Below are 15,113 nucleotides of genomic sequence, written 5' to 3'. Positions count from 1 at the left end.
CTTCGGACCCCAGCGATCAGGCGCGGCCGGCGAACTCGCCGGTCAGGGTGTTCACCCACACCTTCTCATCATTGGTGATGTATTCCGGCACCTGGATCTCCACGCCGGTATTGAGCTTGGCCGGCTTGGTGCGCTTGGTGGCGCTGGCGCCCTTCAGTTCCGGCGCGGTATCCACCACGGTCAGCACCACGCTGGTGGGCACTTGCAGGCCGACCGGCGCGTCGTCGATCAGCTGCACGTAATAGCCTTCCACGCTCTCGACAATGTAGCCGGCGTTGTCGCCGACCAGTTCCGGCGACAGCAGGTACTGGGTGTAGTCCTCCGCATCCATGAACACGAATGCTTCGCCGTCCATGTACGAGAAGTTGGCCGCGCGGCGCACCAGATCCATCTCTTTCAGATCGTCATCGGCGCGCAGGCTCAGGTCGTATTTGCGGCCGCCGGGGATCGAATACAGGGTGAAGCGGAAGGTGACGTTGCCGCCACGCGCGGTCGGCGAGCTGCGCTCGATATCGCGCACCTGGTACACGATGCCTTCGTGCTCGACCACGTTGCCTTTCTTGACGTCGGAAGCTTTCATGAAATGACTCGGATAAGAGATAGGGAACAGGGAATAGGGAACAGGAAGTGCATCGCAAGGCAGCGGGCTCTTCTGTTCCCCGCCACCTGTTCCCCGTTCCCTGCTTTACTTATTTCGGTTGCAGCCGCACCGCGCCATCGAGGCGGATCGTCTCGCCATTGATGTAGCGGTTGCCGAGGATGAAGGCGACGGTGGAAGCGAACTCTTCCGGCTTACCCAGGCGCGACGGAAACGGAATCGAAGCCGACAGCGACTCCTGCACCTGCGGCGGCATGTTGTCCACCATCGGCGTCCAGAAAATGCCCGGCGCGATGGTCGCCACGCGGATACCGAAACGCGACAGCTCGCGCGCCATCGGCAGGGTCATGCCGACCACGCCACCCTTGGAGGCGGAGTAGGCGGCCTGGCCGATCTGGCCTTCGTAGGCGGCGACGCTGGCGGTGTTGATGATCACGCCGCGCTCGCCGTCTTCACCGGCTTCGTTGTTCTGCATCAGGGCGGCGCCGGCCTTGGCCACGTTGAAGCTGCCTACCAGATTCACCATCACCGTGGTGGCGAAGGTGTTGAGCGGCATCGGGCCTTCCTTGCCGAGCACGCGGCCCGCGCCGAGGATGCCGGCGCAGTTGATCACCACGTTCAGGCCGCCCATCGCTTCGCGCGCGGCGGCGACATTCGCGGTGACGCCTTCCTCGGAGGTCACGTCGGTGCGGAAGAAGCGGGCGTTGGCGCCGAGAGACTTGGCGGCTTCCTGGCCCTTTTCTTCGTTGACGTCGAACAGCGCCACCTGGCCGCCGTTGGCGACGAAGTGCTGCGCCACCGCGTGGCCGAGACCGGAGGCGCCGCCGGTGATGATCGCCTTGACCTGTGAGAGCTGCATGGAACGTCCTCGGAATGCCGAAAAGCGAAATGGTAGCCGAGGAAGGCAGGGGCACGCTTGCCGCGCTGCGGGGAGGGGCCTGGCGGGCCCCTCCCGGTCTATCGTTCAGTCGGCGGCGTTGCCGTTTTCGGAGGCCTTGCTGTCGCGCGCTAGCCTAGAGCATCGCCTTCCATGCGGGATCGTGCTGCAAGGTGGCGAACGGCACGACCGGACTCGGCGGCGTGGCCGGCGACTGCAGTTCCTTTTGCCACACACCCACATCCCACCATCGTCCCAATTTGTAGCCTGCTTTCTGCCAGACCCCGGCGGGCGTGAAGCCCATCGCTTCATGCATCGCCACGCTCGCCTCGCCGGGCAGGGTGATCACGCCCACCGCCTGGTTGATGCCCTGCATGCGCATGCTGTCGAGCAGCATGTTGTATAGCCGGCGCGCGATGCCGCGGCGCTGTGCATCGGCGTGCACATAAATGGAGGTCTCGGCGATCCAGTCATACGCGGCACGATCGCGGAAGCGGCTTGCATAGGCATACGCCAGGATGCGGCCCTGTTCTTCCCATACCAGCCACGGGTAGTGCGTGAGCCGGGCCTGCACGCGTTCGCGCATGGCGGCGGCGCCAGGCAGTTCGGTTTCGAACGTGGCCATGCCCTCAAGCACATGCGGGGCGTAAATCGCGTGGATGGCGTCGGCGTCATTCGGCCGGGCGATGCGGATCATGCAATACCTTCTCCATGCAGATGCTCTGAGGGTTGGCGCGATGGTCGCTGAAGGGCGGGCAGCGGCGATAGCCGGCGCGGCCATACAACTCCAGCGCTTCGGCCTGCGCGGTGCCGGTTTCCAGGCGTACCACATGGCCGCCGCTGTCGCGGATATGCCGCTCCAGCGCTTCCAGCAATTGCTTGCCCAGACCCAACCCGCGGCAGGCCGGCAGTACGTACATGCGTTTCACTTCCACGTAGTCGCCATGGTCCACGCAGGCGCCGCAGGCGACCGGAGTGCCATCCACGCGTGCGGTGAGGAAGGTGACATTGGGGCGGCGCAATTCCTCCAGCGATACCGGCTGGATATTGGCGGTGGGATACAGCTCGGTCAGATAGCCGTCCAATTGCTGGATCAGCGGCAGCACATCGGGCGCGCCCGGATCGTCCACGGCAAAATGCAGGATAGGTCGAATATTCACTGATACTTCCAGTTGCGTTGCTTGCCCTCAGCCAGCCACTCCAGCGTGGTGGCGATGCGTTTCTGGCGGGTGGCGTCGGTCTTGGCCTCGGTAATCCACTCTACGTACTCGCGCTGCATGCTGGCGCTGAAACCGTCGTACGTCTTGCGCGCCGCCGCGTGTTTCTTCTGCGCGAGCAGCGCCGCTAAATCGTCAGGGGGCACCGGTGCGGCTTTGGTCGTGGTCTTCGGGCGTTTCTGCTTGATGCCCGCATCGATCATCGCCATCGCTTTCTTCACATAGGTGGCGAGTTCCTTCTTGGCAGGCAGGTCGCGCACCGAGGCGAGCTTGCCGAACTGGCCCATACCTTCGCCATCACCCGCCGCGTCGGCGCCGAAGATCTCTTTGTGTTGCCAGAAGTGCAGACTGCAATGCTGCTTGAACGAAGCCATGCCGCACATCATCGAACCTTTGTAGGTGAAGAACGGCATGCTCCATTTCAGGGCTTCCTCCGCTTCCGGGCAAGCCGCATGCACCACGGCGCGGATGTGCTCGAGGATCGGCCGGGCGAACTCGGCGGATTTGGCGATATAGGCGTCGACGCGCGGATCGTGGTTGCTCATGGCGTTGGCCTCACAAGTCACGGATGAAAAACTGGTCGCAGCTGAAATGCCCGGTACCGCCCAGCGGCCCGCATAACGGCTGGAATCCGCTGCGCTTGTATAGCGCCTGTGCCGCATCCATGCCGGTGAGCGTTTCGAGATAGCAGCGCCGGAAACCCTCGCTGCGTGCCGCGTCCAGACAGCGCTGCATCATCGCGCTGCCGGCGCCGATGCCACGCGCCTCCGGCAGGAAATACATCTTGCGCAACTCGCATACGTCGGCGTCGCCGCCTTCCAGCGGCGCGATGCCACCGCCACCGATCACCACGCCATCGCGCTCCACTACAAAGTAGGCGCTGCGCGGCCGCGCGTAGGCCTGATACATGGTGTCCACTTCGGCATCGTGGATGGCGAAGCCGGGGCCATCGGCGCCGAACTCCGGCATCACGGCGCGGATGATCGCGGCGACAGCGGCGTTGTCGCGGGTTTCGATGGGGCGGATCAGGAAATCGTTGTTCATGGCGTGCGATAGATGGTGCCGTCCTTCATCACGAAGACGGGATGTTGGAGATCGTCGATATGCTGGCTTGGGTCGCCGCTGAACGCGGCGAGGTCGGCACGCAGGCCAGGCGCAATGCGGCCGAAGCGGTCCTGTTGACGCAGGATGCGCGCCGCGACGTCGGTGGTGGCATGCAGAGCCTGCGTTGGCGTCATGCCTGCGCGCACCATCGCAACCGGCTCGCGCCAGTTGCTGCCATGCGCGAACACACCCACGTCGCTGCCGTTGCCGATGGTCACGCCCAGCTTGAGCGCGGTACGGAATGCGTGCCCAGCCTCGCGCATGCGCGGTGTCGGCTCGCTCTGGCCGGGCACGTAATGCTCGAAATACTCCGCGGTGGATTCCACCGCGGTCAGCGTCGGCTCGTAAGCCACGCCGCGCTGCTTCATCAGGCGGAAGGTCGCCTCGCTGGCGCCATAACCATGTTCGATGCTGTCGACGCCGGCTTCCACCGCCATGCGCACACCGGCGTCGCTGGCCGCATGCGCCGCCACCGGACGGCCGGACAGATGCGCCGTGTCGACGATGGCTTTCATTTCGGCTTCCGATAATGTCGGCATCGTGCCGCCATCCGGACCCACGCGGTAATCCGCATACAGCTTGATCCAGTCCGCGCCATGCCCGGCCTGCTCGCGTGTTGCGCGGGTCGCCGCATCCACGCCGCTTACTTCTTCGGCGCCGCCAGGCAGATCGATGTCCGGACGAAAACCGCGCGGTCCCGGCCCGTAGCTTGCGCTGGCGACGATGGCGCGCGTGGCGACGAACAGATGCGGTCCCGGAATCATCCCCTCATCGATCGCACGCTTCACCGAGACATCGGCGTAGCCGGCACCTTCGGTGCCCAGGTCGCGCAACGCGGTGAAGCCGGCCAGCAAGGTGTCCCGCGCGTGGCCGGCGGCGGCAAGCGTGCGGTAGTCCTGCGGTTCCTTCAGCACCTGATCGTTCCATAGCGTCTCGTTGTAGGGATGCAGGAACAGGTGCGAGTGCAGGTCGATCAGGCCCGGGGTGAGTGTGGTGCCGGGGAGCTCGATGCGCTGTGCGCCTTCCGGTGCGTGGATCGATGCCGCCGGGCCGACCGCGGCGATGGCACCGTCATGGACGAGTACGGCCCAGCCGGTGTGGGTGGTGTTGCCTTCGGCCGTCCATATGCGGTCGGGGAGGAGGAGGGTGTCTTTGTTGGCGTTGGCCGCGATGGCGGGCGTTGCGGCCATGCAGGCGAGGGCTGCGATGGCTGGGAGCGCGGAGGGTTTCCATCGGGGGGGCATCGACGGGTTTCCTTTGGGGAAGGGTTGATCATAACGGGGCTGAGGGAGGGATGGCTCACCTACTTCGTCATTCCGGCGCAGGCCGGAATCCAGTGGCGTTGTCGCTCGGTTGTCGCGTTGTCGCTTACTGGTTCGCCTGCGGCGGGTTTCGTCTCGCTGCCGCGAGCCGAGTTACTTTTCTCTGCTTGCCCAGAGAAAAGTAACCAAAAGAAGAGAGGGCCCCCCTCTTGCGCGCCCTCCGGCTACGCCGGCGGGTCCGTGAGGGTTGGCCGGGCTTTTCGACAGGACATCCCTGTCCTGTCGAAAAGGCATCGGCATCCATGCCGATGCCCCCTTCGGGGCCTGATCGTCCAACCCTCACCGCTCCACAGGGGATCCGTTACGGGCTCGCTTCGCATCGCCTTTCAAAGAAAAAAAAGAGCAGCTCCCTCTCCCCTCTGGGGAGAGGGTTGGGGTGAGGGGGGGCTCGAGATAACGTTGCGATGAAACGTGGATAGGAGCGCACCCTGTGCGCGATTCACGCAAGCGGGACGATTGGTGAAAGCGGCGCTGTTATTGCAGCAGCATCAACTGATCCGCTGCGGTGTACCAGAGCAATCCATAGTGGCCGTAGGCGTAGGTGTTGCTGCCGGTTTCGCCGTCGATGCTGGAGGTGTGGACGCCGCCTACGGTGCAGACGCCGCCGTAGCAGTTGATTTCGTCGATCCAGGATTTGAAGGAATACATTTTTACGCCGAAGCGGTGTCCGGCGATGCCGTTGAGGAAGGGGCTGTTGACGGAGAGGCCCCAGGCGCCGCAGGTGCTGGTGGCGACGTTGAAGGGGTAGGTGCCGCAGGACCACAGGCCGTGGAAGGCGCCGGCGATGCCGATGAAGACATCGACTTTGCTGGATACGTTGAGTTTGTCGATTTCGCGCGCGGCGAGGGTGGCACCCATGGAGTGGCCGATGACGTCGATGAGTCCGGTGCAGGAGTTGGCGATGGCGGTGGTGATGGCGTTGCTGACGGGTGTTTCTTCGCTGCCGTTGTGGTCGTTGCAGGCGGCGCAGTAGGCGTTGCCCCAACTGGGCGCGTAGATCTGCGCGTCGCTGTAGCCGTTCTGGCGCAGCAGGTTATAGGTGTTCTGGAAATCGCTCGGGCTGCCGGTGTTGCCGTGTATCAGTACGACATTGTCGACGCAGGCCGCATGCAGGCCGACGCCTGGTATCAGCAACAGCAGGGCCAGCAGGCCCAGACTCCACGATTTGATCGACATCGCTGTGTGCTCCCTTCGCTGTGACAAGTCCCGGCAAGCCGGGACGGTGGAGAGCCGCATCGCAGGCGGTGCGGCTCCGGATCGACAGCGACGTCATCCGTCGGCGGACGGGGGGAAGGCGTCGTCATGATGGCTGGCTAAACCAGACCGGTCAGGTAGTAGGCGGCGATCACCACGAACACGGCCATGGTCTTGATCAAGGTGATGGCGAAGATGTCGCGGTATGACTGCCGGTGGGTGAGTCCGGTCACGGCAAGCAAAGTGATCACCGCGCCGTTGTGCGGTAGCGTGTCCATGCCACCCGAGGCCATCGAGGCGACGCGATGGAGCACCTCCATCGGAATGCCTGCTGCCTGCGCGTTATGGATGAAGGTGTCGGCCATCGCGGCCAGCGCGATGCTCATGCCGCCCGAGGCGGAGCCGGTGATACCTGCCAGTGCCGTGACCGAGATGGCTTGATTGACCAGCGGGTTCGGAATCGCATGTAGTGCATCGGCAATCAGTTTGAAGCCCGGCAGCGCGGCGATCACCGCGCCGAAACCATATTCGGACGCGGTATTCATCGAAGCGAGCAGGGCGCCGCCGACGGCCGCCTTGCTGCCTTCGGCGAAGTGAGTGACTACAGGGCGCCAGGCAAACACCAGCACGCACAGGATGCCCAGCAACAGCGCTCCCTCCACGGCCCAGATCGCCGCCAGTTTGGAGACCTCCTGCACGACGGGTTTCGCTTCACCGATTACCGCAGGAATGAAGGACTGGGTCGCCCCGTAGAAACGCGGCATGGCATCCGCCAACAGCTTGTTGGCGACACCGACCATTACCAGCGGCAGCAGGGCGATCAGCGGATGCGCGAGGCGCCCGTTCTCGAACGGCGCTGGCTCATTGACCAGCACGCTGCCATAACCCTCGCCGGCCGCCGCGGCCTTGCGCCGCCGCCAGTCGAGATAGAGCAGGCCGACGATCAGAATGAAGATCGCGCCCAGCGTCCCGAGCCAGGGTGCGGCCCACGCGGTGGTGCCGAAGAACGAGGTGGGAATGATGTTCTGGATCTGCGGCGTGCCCGGCAGCGAATCCATGGTGAAGGTAAACGCACCCAGGGCGATGGTGCCGGGAATCAGTCGCTTGGGAATATCGGCCTGACGGAACAGCTCGGCGGCGAACGGATACACCGCGAACACCACCACGAACAGCGACACGCCGCCGTACGTAAGCAGCGCGCATACCAGCACGATCGACAGCATCGCGCGGCTGCGTCCCACCAGCCCGATGGTGGCGGCGACGATGGCCTTGGAGAATCCCGACAGCTCGATCAGCTTGCCGAACACCGCGCCGAGCATGAACACCGGAAAATACAGCTTGAGGAACCCGACCATCTTGTCCATGAACAGGCCGGTGAACATCGGCGCGACCAGGGCAGGGTCGGTCAGCAGCACCGCGCCCAGCGCGGCGATGGGCGCGAACAGGATGACGCTGTAGCCGCGATAGGCCGCCAACATCAAAAAGCACAACGCGGCCAGCACGATCAGAAACGCCATTCGCTCGGTCCTCGATGGTCGTCATCGATAAGGGTGGCGGCGAGTATCCGTATGTGCCGTCGGTCACGGCACTGTACGAAGGTACAAGTGTGGTGCCTGTGGCGGCCGCCTAATCTGCGCGGCATCAGCATCCGGGGGACGGGGTGCATTCACCGTGAGGGGCGATATGAAACGCACGCATTTGAGTCTGGCGATCGGGGTCGTGTTCGGCATGGTCTGCGCCGCGCCGCTGTATGCACAGCAGGCAGCCGATACCCAGGCGGCCAGGCCGGCCGAAGCCAAGAAGCTCGAAGAAATCAAAGTGACCGCGCGTAAACGCGAGGAAACCCTGCAGGACGTGCCGATCGCCGTCAGCGCCTTCACCTCGGCCGCGCTGTTCAAGCAGAACGTGCAGAACATCGGCGATCTGCAGGGCAAGGTGCCTTCTCTGCAGGTGTATGCCGCGCGCGGTTCCAACACCACCCTGACGGCGTATATCCGCGGCGTCGGCCAGGCTGACCCGACCTGGGGCTTCGACCCGGGCGTGGGCATCTATCTCGACGACGTTTACATGGCGCGCCCGCAGGGTGCATTGCTGGACGTGTTCGACGTGAATCGCATCGAAGTGCTGCGCGGCCCGCAGGGCACGCTGTATGGCAAGAACACCATCGGTGGCGCGATCAAGTACGTGTCCAACCCCTTGCCCACGCAGTTCGGCGGCACGGTGGAGGCCACCGTGGGCACGCATGGCGAGAAGGACATCAAGGCCAATGTCGGCGGTGCCACTGACGACGGTGTATGGCGTGGTCGCGTGGCGGTGTCCAGCGCGCATAACGACGGCTTCGGCAAGAACCTGTTGACCGACAGCCGCAACGGCAACAAGAACACCAATGCCGCACGCGCCACGCTGGGCTTCTTTCCCAGCAAGACCTTCAACGCCCAGCTCTCGGTGGACGGCTTGCGCGACAATTCGAATCCGCGCGGCGCCAAGATGCTCACGGTGAACAAGTTCTATCCCACCTATCAGCCGCTCTCCAGCGACTTCGACACGCGCGGCGGTATGGCGCAGCTCAATCACACGGAGATATCGGGCGCCGCGCTGACACTGAACTGGATCGCCAGTCCGTCGTGGACGCTGAAATCGATCACCGCCTATCGCGAGTCGTCCACCAACACCAATATCGATTTCGACACGATCCCGGCCAAGGTCGCTGACGTCAACGCGGTATACAAGGACCACCAGTTCTCGCAGGAACTGCAGGCCAACTACGATTCGGGCGGCGCCATCCATGGCGTGTTCGGCCTGTACTACTTCAAGGGTGCGGCCAACGGTCAGATCCACAACATCTTCCTTGGCTCGCCGCCGTACAGCACGCTGCACCTCGCGCAGTACGGCAGCACCGGCGGCCGCATGGGCACCAAGAGCATCGCCGGCTATGGCGACCTCACCTGGGACTTCAATCCGCAATGGAGCCTGGATGTCGGCCTGCGTCTCACCGAGGAAACCAAGACCGCGCTGATCCAGAACTACGGTTTCGCCGACGAGAGCTTCACCCGGCCGATCGTGACCACCGCCAACTTCCGCGGGTCGAACACCTCGCGCAATGCCTCGCCGAAGGTGTCGCTGGCATGGAACGCCAGCGAGCAGGTCAAGCTCTATGCCACCTATAGCGAAGGTTTCCATTCGGGCGGCTACAACATACGTGCCAACTGCGTGGCGATTCCGTCCTCGTGCAAGCCGATCAAGGACGAGAAAGTGCAGTCGTTCGAGATCGGCAGCAAGATGAGCTTCTTCGACGGCCGCCTGATGATGAACACGGCCGCGTTCCACAACATCTACTCGGACATCCAGCTGTCGGTGTTCACCTCGTACACCTTGCCCAATGGCAGCCAGGGTTTCTTTGGCGACTTCACCAACGCCGGTAAGGGCCATATCGACGGCCTGGAAGAAGAGTTCGCCTGGAAGCCGTCGGAGAATTGGACCTTCAGCGGCAACGTGGCCTACCTGCACACCAAGTACACCGAGTTCATGAGCGCCGGCAAAAACATCGCCGACACCCAGAAATTCACCAACGCGCCGAAATGGTCGGGCGGCCTGGCGGTGGAGAACAGCTATCCGCTGGCCAACGGCGGCAGCATCAGCGCAAGGGTCAACTACACCTACCAGAGCACCGTGTTCCCCGAGACCACACTGTCGCCGCTGATCGCGCAGCATGCTTATGGGCTGTGGAATGCCGGCGTGATCTGGCAGATCAACGATCCGTGGACCTTGAGCCTGCAAGGCACCAATCTGGCGAACAAGTCGTACCGCACCACCGGCTATAACATCGCAGCGCTGGGTATCGTTACCGGCTTCTACGGTGCGCCGCGCATGGTGACGCTGACGGCGCGCTACAAATTCTGAGTCCGCGGCAGGAGAGAGCGATGCGCTGGATATCGATGTTGTGCCTGAGTCTGTGTGCGATGGGTGGTGCGGCCTGGGCGGGCGATGCGGCGCCGTTGCCGAAGCTCAAGCTGGAGCCTGCGCGCGTTGCGGTGGCGGGCCTGTCCTCGGGCGCGTACATGGCGACCCAGGCGCAACTCGCCTATCCCGAAGTGTTCGGGGCGGCAGCCCTGGTCGCCGGCGGGCCTTACGGCTGCGCTGGTGGCAAGCTCGATGTCGCACTTAGCGCGTGCATGAAAGGAACGCCCGCGCCGGATGTGCCGGCGCTGGTCGCGCGTGCCAGGCAACGCTCTGCGGCAGGCGAGATCGGCGCGCTGAGTGCGCTCGCCCATGCGCGCGTCTACCTGTTGCACGGCAAGGACGATGCGGTGGTGGCGCCGCCCGTCGCCGAGGCGGCAGCGAAGTTCTACGAACAGTTGCGCGATGGCGATGCCGCGCTCAAAGGCATGCAGGTGCATGACGATGGTTCGCGCGTGTTCGCGCACAACCTGCCGGTGGTTGCGCGTGGCGACGACTGCGACAAGTCCGTCTCGCCGTATCTCGGTCGCTGCGGTTTCGACGCGGCCGGTGAAATCTTCGCGCAGTTGTTCGGCAAGCCGCCGCGTGCGGTGGGCGAAGCCAAGGGCGAGCTGCGGACATTCGATCAGAACGTGTATCGCCCGGATGGTGCGGATGCCTTCCTCGCCGACGAGGGCTACATCTATGTCCCGCCGGGCTGCCAGGCCGGCAAGCCTTGCGGTTTGCTGGTGGCCTTCCATGGCTGCAAACAGAACGCCACGGCGGTTGGCGAGGCCTTTGTGAAGGATGCTGGCTTCAATCGCTGGGCTGACGCTTATGACGTGGCGGTCTTGTATCCTCAGACGCGCGCCAGCATGGCGCCGTTGAATCCGCAGGCATGCTGGGATTGGTGGGGGTATTCGGGGGGCGATTACGATGGGCGGCATGGGGTGCAGTTGCGGTGGTTGGTGCGCGCGGTGGGCGCGCTTGGGTTGCCGCTGCGGCGGTGATGCGCGGCGCCTTTGCTCCCTCTCCCCTCTGGGGAGAGGGTTGGGGTGGGGGGCGGGTGCTCGGTTCGCTGTCTCTACTCTGTCATCCCTGCGTAGGCAGGGATCCAGTGGCGTTGTCGCTTGGTTTTAGTGTCTGCGTGTTCTTGTCCGCCTGCGGCGGGGTTTCGTCTCGCTGCCGCGAGCCGAGTTACTTTTCTTTGCTTGCCCAAAGAAAAGTAACCAAAAGAAAGGCACCCCTCTTGCGCGCCCTCCGGCTTCGCCTGCGGGTTCGTGAGGGTTGGCCGGGCTTTTCGACAGGACATCCCTGTCCTGTCGAAAAGGCGGCGGCATCCATGCCGCCGCCCCCTTCGGGGCCTGATCGTCCAACCCTCACCGCTCCACAGGGGACCCGTTACGGGCTCGCTTCGCATCGCCTAGCAAAGAGAGAAAAGCACACATCTCCCTCTCCCCTCCGGGGAGAGGGTTGGGGTGAGGGGTGGGTGCTTGCGATGACGTCTCTATTTCAAGCAAGGCATTCTGCATGCTGACGGCTAGCGTCATCGCCGTCGCCGCGCTGATCTGGCTCGGCCTTCTATTTGGTGTCGCCTTGCTCGGCGAACGCCATCCCCGTTTGTTCGAGCGTCGCTGGGCGGTGGTGTATGCGCTGTCGTTGGCGATTCATTGCACGTCGTGGACGTTTTACGGGACGGTGACGCAGGCGAGTCGGTCGGGGTGGTGGCTGCCGCCGACGTTTGTGGGGGCGATCCTGATGTATCTGTTCGGGATCGCGGTGGTGCGGCGGCTGGTGCAGTTGGCGCGGGATTACAACGCGGGGTCGCTGGCGGATTTGATTGCGGTGCGGCTGGGGCGGCATTCGGGGTTGGCCGCGCTGGTGACGGCGGTGATGCTGGTGGGCATCGTTCCTTACATCGCGCTGCAGTTGAAAGCGGTGGCAATGAGTTTTGCGATGCTCAGCCGCGGGCAGGTGGCGGAGTCGGCGCCGTGGCAGGACAGTGCGTTGTATGTCGCGTTGCTGATGGCGTTGTTCGCGATGCTGTTCGGCACGCGGCGGGCGTCGACGATGGCGCACAATCGTGGACTGGTTTTGGCGATGGCATTCGAGTCGCTGTTCAAGCTGGCGGCGATGCTGGCGCTGGGTTCGCTGTTGTTTGCGCCGCTGCCGGCGGGGGCGGTGGTTGGAGCGTCGCCGCCGCGCGACAGTTCGGGTTTTCCCGCGATGATTCTGCTCGGCGCGTTGGCGATGTTCACGCTGCCGCACCAGTTTCATGCGGGCGTGGTGGAGTGTCGCGACAGTTCGCATCTGCGCACGGCGCGCTGGCTGTTTCCGCTGTACATGCTGCTGATCGCATTGCCGATCCTGCCGCTGGCGCGGCTGGGCGATGCGTGGCTGGCGCCCAGCGGGGTGCCTTCGGATCTCTATGTGCTGGCGTTGCCGATGGCGCGGGGACAGCATGGCCTGGCGTTGATGGCTTTTCTCGGTGGCTTGAGCGCGGCGACCAGCATGGTCGTGGTCGCCACGCTGGCCCTCAGCCTGATGGTGGTCAATCACCTGATCGCGCCGCTGCGTGTGCATGCGGGCTGGGGGCGTGATGAGCATGGCGATCTGCGTGGCGAGGTGATCAATCAGCGTCGCGTGGCGATCGTGGCGGTGATCCTGCTGGCCTGGGCCTATAGCCGTGTGCTTGCGCGCAATGATGCGCTGGCGGATATCGGTGCGATTTCGTTTTCGGCATTGGCGGGCTTGGCGCCCGCACTGCTGGCGGCGGTGTATCGGCCGCAGCTTGGTCCGCGTGCGGTTGCCGCGGGACTGGCTGCGGGCACCGTGGCATGGCTCTACATCCTGTTGCCGACACTGCTGCCGCAGGGGCCGGCCTGGTTGCACGCGGGTCCATTTGGCATGCATTGGCTGGCGCCGGATGGGTTGATGGGGCTGGAGGATTGGAGTCGTCTTGGCCGTGCGGTGGTGGTGAGTCTGGCGGCGAATGTTGTGGTGATGTTCGCCGTGGCCAACTCGCGCTTCGGCCAGGCGAGTACGCCGGCGAGTCTCGGCGGCATCGGTGTCGCGGAGTTGCGTGCATTGGCTTCGCGCTTCTTGCCGATGGAGCGCGTGGTTCACCTGTTTGAAGAGGCGCCGGCCCAGGGTATGGCGGGCTCGGCCCGGGTCGCTGAAGTGGAGCACGAGCTGGCGGCGGTGATCGGCGCGGCTTCGGCGCGATTGTTGCTGGAAGTGGTGCGGCAGCAGCGGCGCGATGAGCTGGATACGGTGGCGGCCATCGTCGGCGAAGCGGCGCAGGATCTGCGCTTCAACCAGCGTGTGCTGGAGGCGGCGCTGGAGAACATGAGTCAGGGCATCTGCGTGGTGGATGCGGAACTGCGGCTGGTGGCATGGAACCGGCAGTACGCCAGTCTGTTCGGCTACCCGCAGACGCTGCTGCAGGTGGGGCGCCCGGTGGCCGACCTGACCCGCTACAACATCGAGCGCGGCATGATCGGCGCGGGTGAACTGGAGTCGCGCGTGCAGCGTCGCCTGACGCATATGCGTGCGGGCACGCGGCATTTGTCGGAACGGCGTTTCCCTGACGGTACGGTGGTGGAGATTCGCGGCAATCCGATGCCGGGCGGCGGTTTCGTTGCGACCTTCACCGACGTCACCGCGTTTCGCCGGGCCGAGGATGCGCTCAAGCGCGCCAACGAAACCTTGGAGCTGCGCGTGGAGGAGCGCACGCGCGCGCTAGCCGCCGCGAGTGACGAAGCGCAACGCGCCAATGCCTCGAAGAGCCGCTTCCTCGCTGCGGTGAGTCACGATCTGATGCAGCCGCTGCACGCCGCGCAGCTGTTCGCACATGCTTTGGCCGAGCGCGGCGGCGAACCAGTGACGGCACGCCATCTCAACGGCGCGCTTGCGGCGACTGAAGGATTGTTGGCCGGGTTGCTCGATATTGCGCGCCTGGAAGGCGGGCGTCTGCATCCGCAGCAGCGCAACTTCCCGCTGGCGGATGTCTTCGATCCACTGGCCGCTGAATTTCGCGCGCTGGCCGACGAGCGCGGCATTCGCTTCGACGTGGTGCGCACCCGCGCATGGGTGCATACGGATCCGCAACTGCTACGGCGCGTGCTGCAGAATTTTCTTTCCAATGCGTTGCGTTATGCGGAGCAGGGGCGCGTGCTGCTCGGCGCGCGGCGTGCTGATGGACATATGCGATTGGAAGTCTGGGACAACGGGCCGGGTATCGCGCCGGAAGAACGTCAGTTGATCTTTGACGAATTCCGTCGAGGCAGCGCGGCTGGCGGACAAGGCATGGGCCTCGGGCTGTCGATCGCACAGCGCATGGCCGGTCTGCTCGGGCATCCTCTGGCGCTGCGTTCCTGGCCGGGGCAGGGCAGCGTGTTCGGCATCGACGTGCCTCGCGTGCCGGCCATGGCGACGGCACCGGCATCGCCGGATATCCGCCATGCCCTGCCGGCGGGACGCGCGCTCGTACTCGACAACGAACCCGCCGCCCTGGCGGCACTGAGCACGCTGTTGGCCGGCTGGGGTTGGCAAGTGCATGCCGCACGCACGGTTGAGCAGGCGAGAGCTGCGCCCTGGCGGCCTGATCTGCATATCTTCGATTACCACCTCGATGCAGGGCGCACAGGCCTCGATGCGCTGAGTGAATTGGACGGCCATATCTTCAAGGTGCCTACCGTCATCCTCACCGCCGATCGCGATAGCGAACTGCGCCAGCGCTTGCTCGATCGCGGATTGGCCGTGCTCTACAAGCCGCTGAAGCCGCTGGCGCTGCGGCAGGTATTGCTGCGCATGGCGACGGCCGAAAGGCCGGGCTGAAAGATGTCCTGTCATATCGCGCCGCC

Annotated in this window: 12 protein-coding genes; 3 read left to right on the top strand and 9 right to left on the bottom strand. The window is 64.5% G+C overall.

The window, feature by feature from the left end:
• Window positions 1–16: 16 nt before the first annotated feature.
• From efpL to ISS97_RS21430, 9 genes are all read right to left on the bottom strand, one after another.
• Complete coding sequence (gene efpL / locus ISS97_RS21470) at window positions 17–580, bottom strand: elongation factor P-like protein EfpL (protein WP_379984139.1); 564 nt, start codon at window positions 578–580, stop codon at window positions 17–19.
• 109 nt (window positions 581–689) lie between these two features.
• Window positions 690–1,457 carry an SDR family NAD(P)-dependent oxidoreductase gene (locus ISS97_RS21465; RefSeq protein WP_379984140.1) on the bottom strand — a complete coding sequence of 256 codons (768 nt, stop codon included), beginning with the start codon at window positions 1,455–1,457 and terminating at the stop codon, window positions 690–692.
• A 154-nt stretch (window positions 1,458–1,611) separates the two neighbouring features.
• Window positions 1,612–2,172 (bottom strand): GNAT family N-acetyltransferase, encoded by a 561-nt coding sequence (locus ISS97_RS21460; RefSeq protein WP_379984141.1) that lies wholly within the window; start codon window positions 2,170–2,172, stop codon window positions 1,612–1,614.
• Entirely contained in the window at window positions 2,147–2,635 is a 489-nt protein-coding gene (locus ISS97_RS21455; RefSeq protein ID WP_379984142.1) for a GNAT family N-acetyltransferase, read from the bottom strand. The genes ISS97_RS21460 and ISS97_RS21455 overlap by 26 nt, the downstream gene beginning before the upstream one ends.
• Window positions 2,632–3,237, bottom strand: a complete 606-nt coding sequence (locus ISS97_RS21450; RefSeq protein ID WP_379984143.1) for a YdeI/OmpD-associated family protein — start codon at window positions 3,235–3,237, stop codon at window positions 2,632–2,634. The genes ISS97_RS21455 and ISS97_RS21450 overlap by 4 nt, the downstream gene beginning before the upstream one ends.
• 10 nt (window positions 3,238–3,247) lie before the next feature.
• Window positions 3,248–3,736 carry a GNAT family N-acetyltransferase gene (locus tag ISS97_RS21445; RefSeq protein ID WP_379984144.1) on the bottom strand — a complete coding sequence of 163 codons (489 nt, stop codon included), beginning with the start codon at window positions 3,734–3,736 and terminating at the stop codon, window positions 3,248–3,250.
• Window positions 3,733–4,986, bottom strand: a complete 1,254-nt coding sequence (locus ISS97_RS21440) for a metal-dependent hydrolase family protein (protein WP_379984666.1) — start codon at window positions 4,984–4,986, stop codon at window positions 3,733–3,735. The genes ISS97_RS21445 and ISS97_RS21440 overlap by 4 nt, the downstream gene beginning before the upstream one ends.
• 606 nt (window positions 4,987–5,592) lie before the next feature.
• A complete protein-coding gene (locus tag ISS97_RS21435) occupies window positions 5,593–6,294 on the bottom strand; it encodes an alpha/beta fold hydrolase (protein WP_379984145.1) in 702 nt (233 codons plus the stop codon).
• 137 nt (window positions 6,295–6,431) lie between these two features.
• On the bottom strand, window positions 6,432–7,829 hold the full coding sequence (locus ISS97_RS21430; protein ID WP_379984146.1) for a GntP family permease: 1,398 nt from the start codon (window positions 7,827–7,829) through the stop codon (window positions 6,432–6,434).
• A 166-nt stretch (window positions 7,830–7,995) separates the two neighbouring features.
• On the opposite strand from ISS97_RS21430, the gene ISS97_RS21425 reads away from it, so the two are divergent.
• The 3 genes from ISS97_RS21425 (at window position 7,996) to ISS97_RS21415 (ending at window position 15,087) form a co-directional block, all read left to right on the top strand.
• The gene (locus ISS97_RS21425) at window positions 7,996–10,212 is read left to right on the top strand and encodes a TonB-dependent receptor (protein WP_379984147.1); all 2,217 of its coding nucleotides are present in this window, start codon (window positions 7,996–7,998) and stop codon (window positions 10,210–10,212) included.
• 20 nt (window positions 10,213–10,232) lie between these two features.
• Window positions 10,233–11,258: an extracellular catalytic domain type 2 short-chain-length polyhydroxyalkanoate depolymerase gene (locus ISS97_RS21420; protein ID WP_379984148.1), complete on the top strand. Its 1,026-nt coding sequence runs from the start codon at window positions 10,233–10,235 to the stop codon at window positions 11,256–11,258.
• Between the two features lie 520 nt (window positions 11,259–11,778).
• The gene (locus tag ISS97_RS21415; protein WP_379984149.1) at window positions 11,779–15,087 is read left to right on the top strand and encodes a hybrid sensor histidine kinase/response regulator; all 3,309 of its coding nucleotides are present in this window, start codon (window positions 11,779–11,781) and stop codon (window positions 15,085–15,087) included.
• Window positions 15,088–15,113: the final 26 nt, after the last annotated feature.

The sequence above is a fragment of the Dyella koreensis genome (assembly GCF_044904565.1).
Classification (GTDB): domain Bacteria; phylum Pseudomonadota; class Gammaproteobacteria; order Xanthomonadales; family Rhodanobacteraceae; genus Dyella_D; species Dyella_D koreensis.
This window is presented reverse-complemented; position numbering and strand designations above follow the sequence as displayed.

What these genes read in the sequence shown, in the direction of transcription:
- efpL (WP_379984139.1), bottom strand. Translation starts at nt 580, where the DNA reads ATGAAAGCTTCCGACGTCAAGAAAGGCAACGTGGTCGAGCACGAAGGC.
- ISS97_RS21445 (WP_379984144.1), bottom strand. Translation starts at nt 3,736, where the DNA reads ATGAACAACGATTTCCTGATCCGCCCCATCGAAACCCGCGACAACGCC.
- ISS97_RS21440 (WP_379984666.1), bottom strand. Translation starts at nt 4,986, where the DNA reads ATGGCCGCAACGCCCGCCATCGCGGCCAACGCCAACAAAGACACCCTC.
- ISS97_RS21435 (WP_379984145.1), bottom strand. Translation starts at nt 6,294, where the DNA reads ATGTCGATCAAATCGTGGAGTCTGGGCCTGCTGGCCCTGCTGTTGCTG.
- ISS97_RS21425 (WP_379984147.1), top strand. Translation starts at nt 7,996, where the DNA reads ATGAAACGCACGCATTTGAGTCTGGCGATCGGGGTCGTGTTCGGCATG.
- ISS97_RS21430 (WP_379984146.1), bottom strand. Translation starts at nt 7,829, where the DNA reads ATGGCGTTTCTGATCGTGCTGGCCGCGTTGTGCTTTTTGATGTTGGCG.
- ISS97_RS21450 (WP_379984143.1), bottom strand. Translation starts at nt 3,237, where the DNA reads ATGAGCAACCACGATCCGCGCGTCGACGCCTATATCGCCAAATCCGCC.
- ISS97_RS21420 (WP_379984148.1), top strand. Translation starts at nt 10,233, where the DNA reads ATGCGCTGGATATCGATGTTGTGCCTGAGTCTGTGTGCGATGGGTGGT.
- ISS97_RS21460 (WP_379984141.1), bottom strand. Translation starts at nt 2,172, where the DNA reads ATGATCCGCATCGCCCGGCCGAATGACGCCGACGCCATCCACGCGATT.
- ISS97_RS21465 (WP_379984140.1), bottom strand. Translation starts at nt 1,457, where the DNA reads ATGCAGCTCTCACAGGTCAAGGCGATCATCACCGGCGGCGCCTCCGGT.
- ISS97_RS21415 (WP_379984149.1), top strand. Translation starts at nt 11,779, where the DNA reads ATGCTGACGGCTAGCGTCATCGCCGTCGCCGCGCTGATCTGGCTCGGC.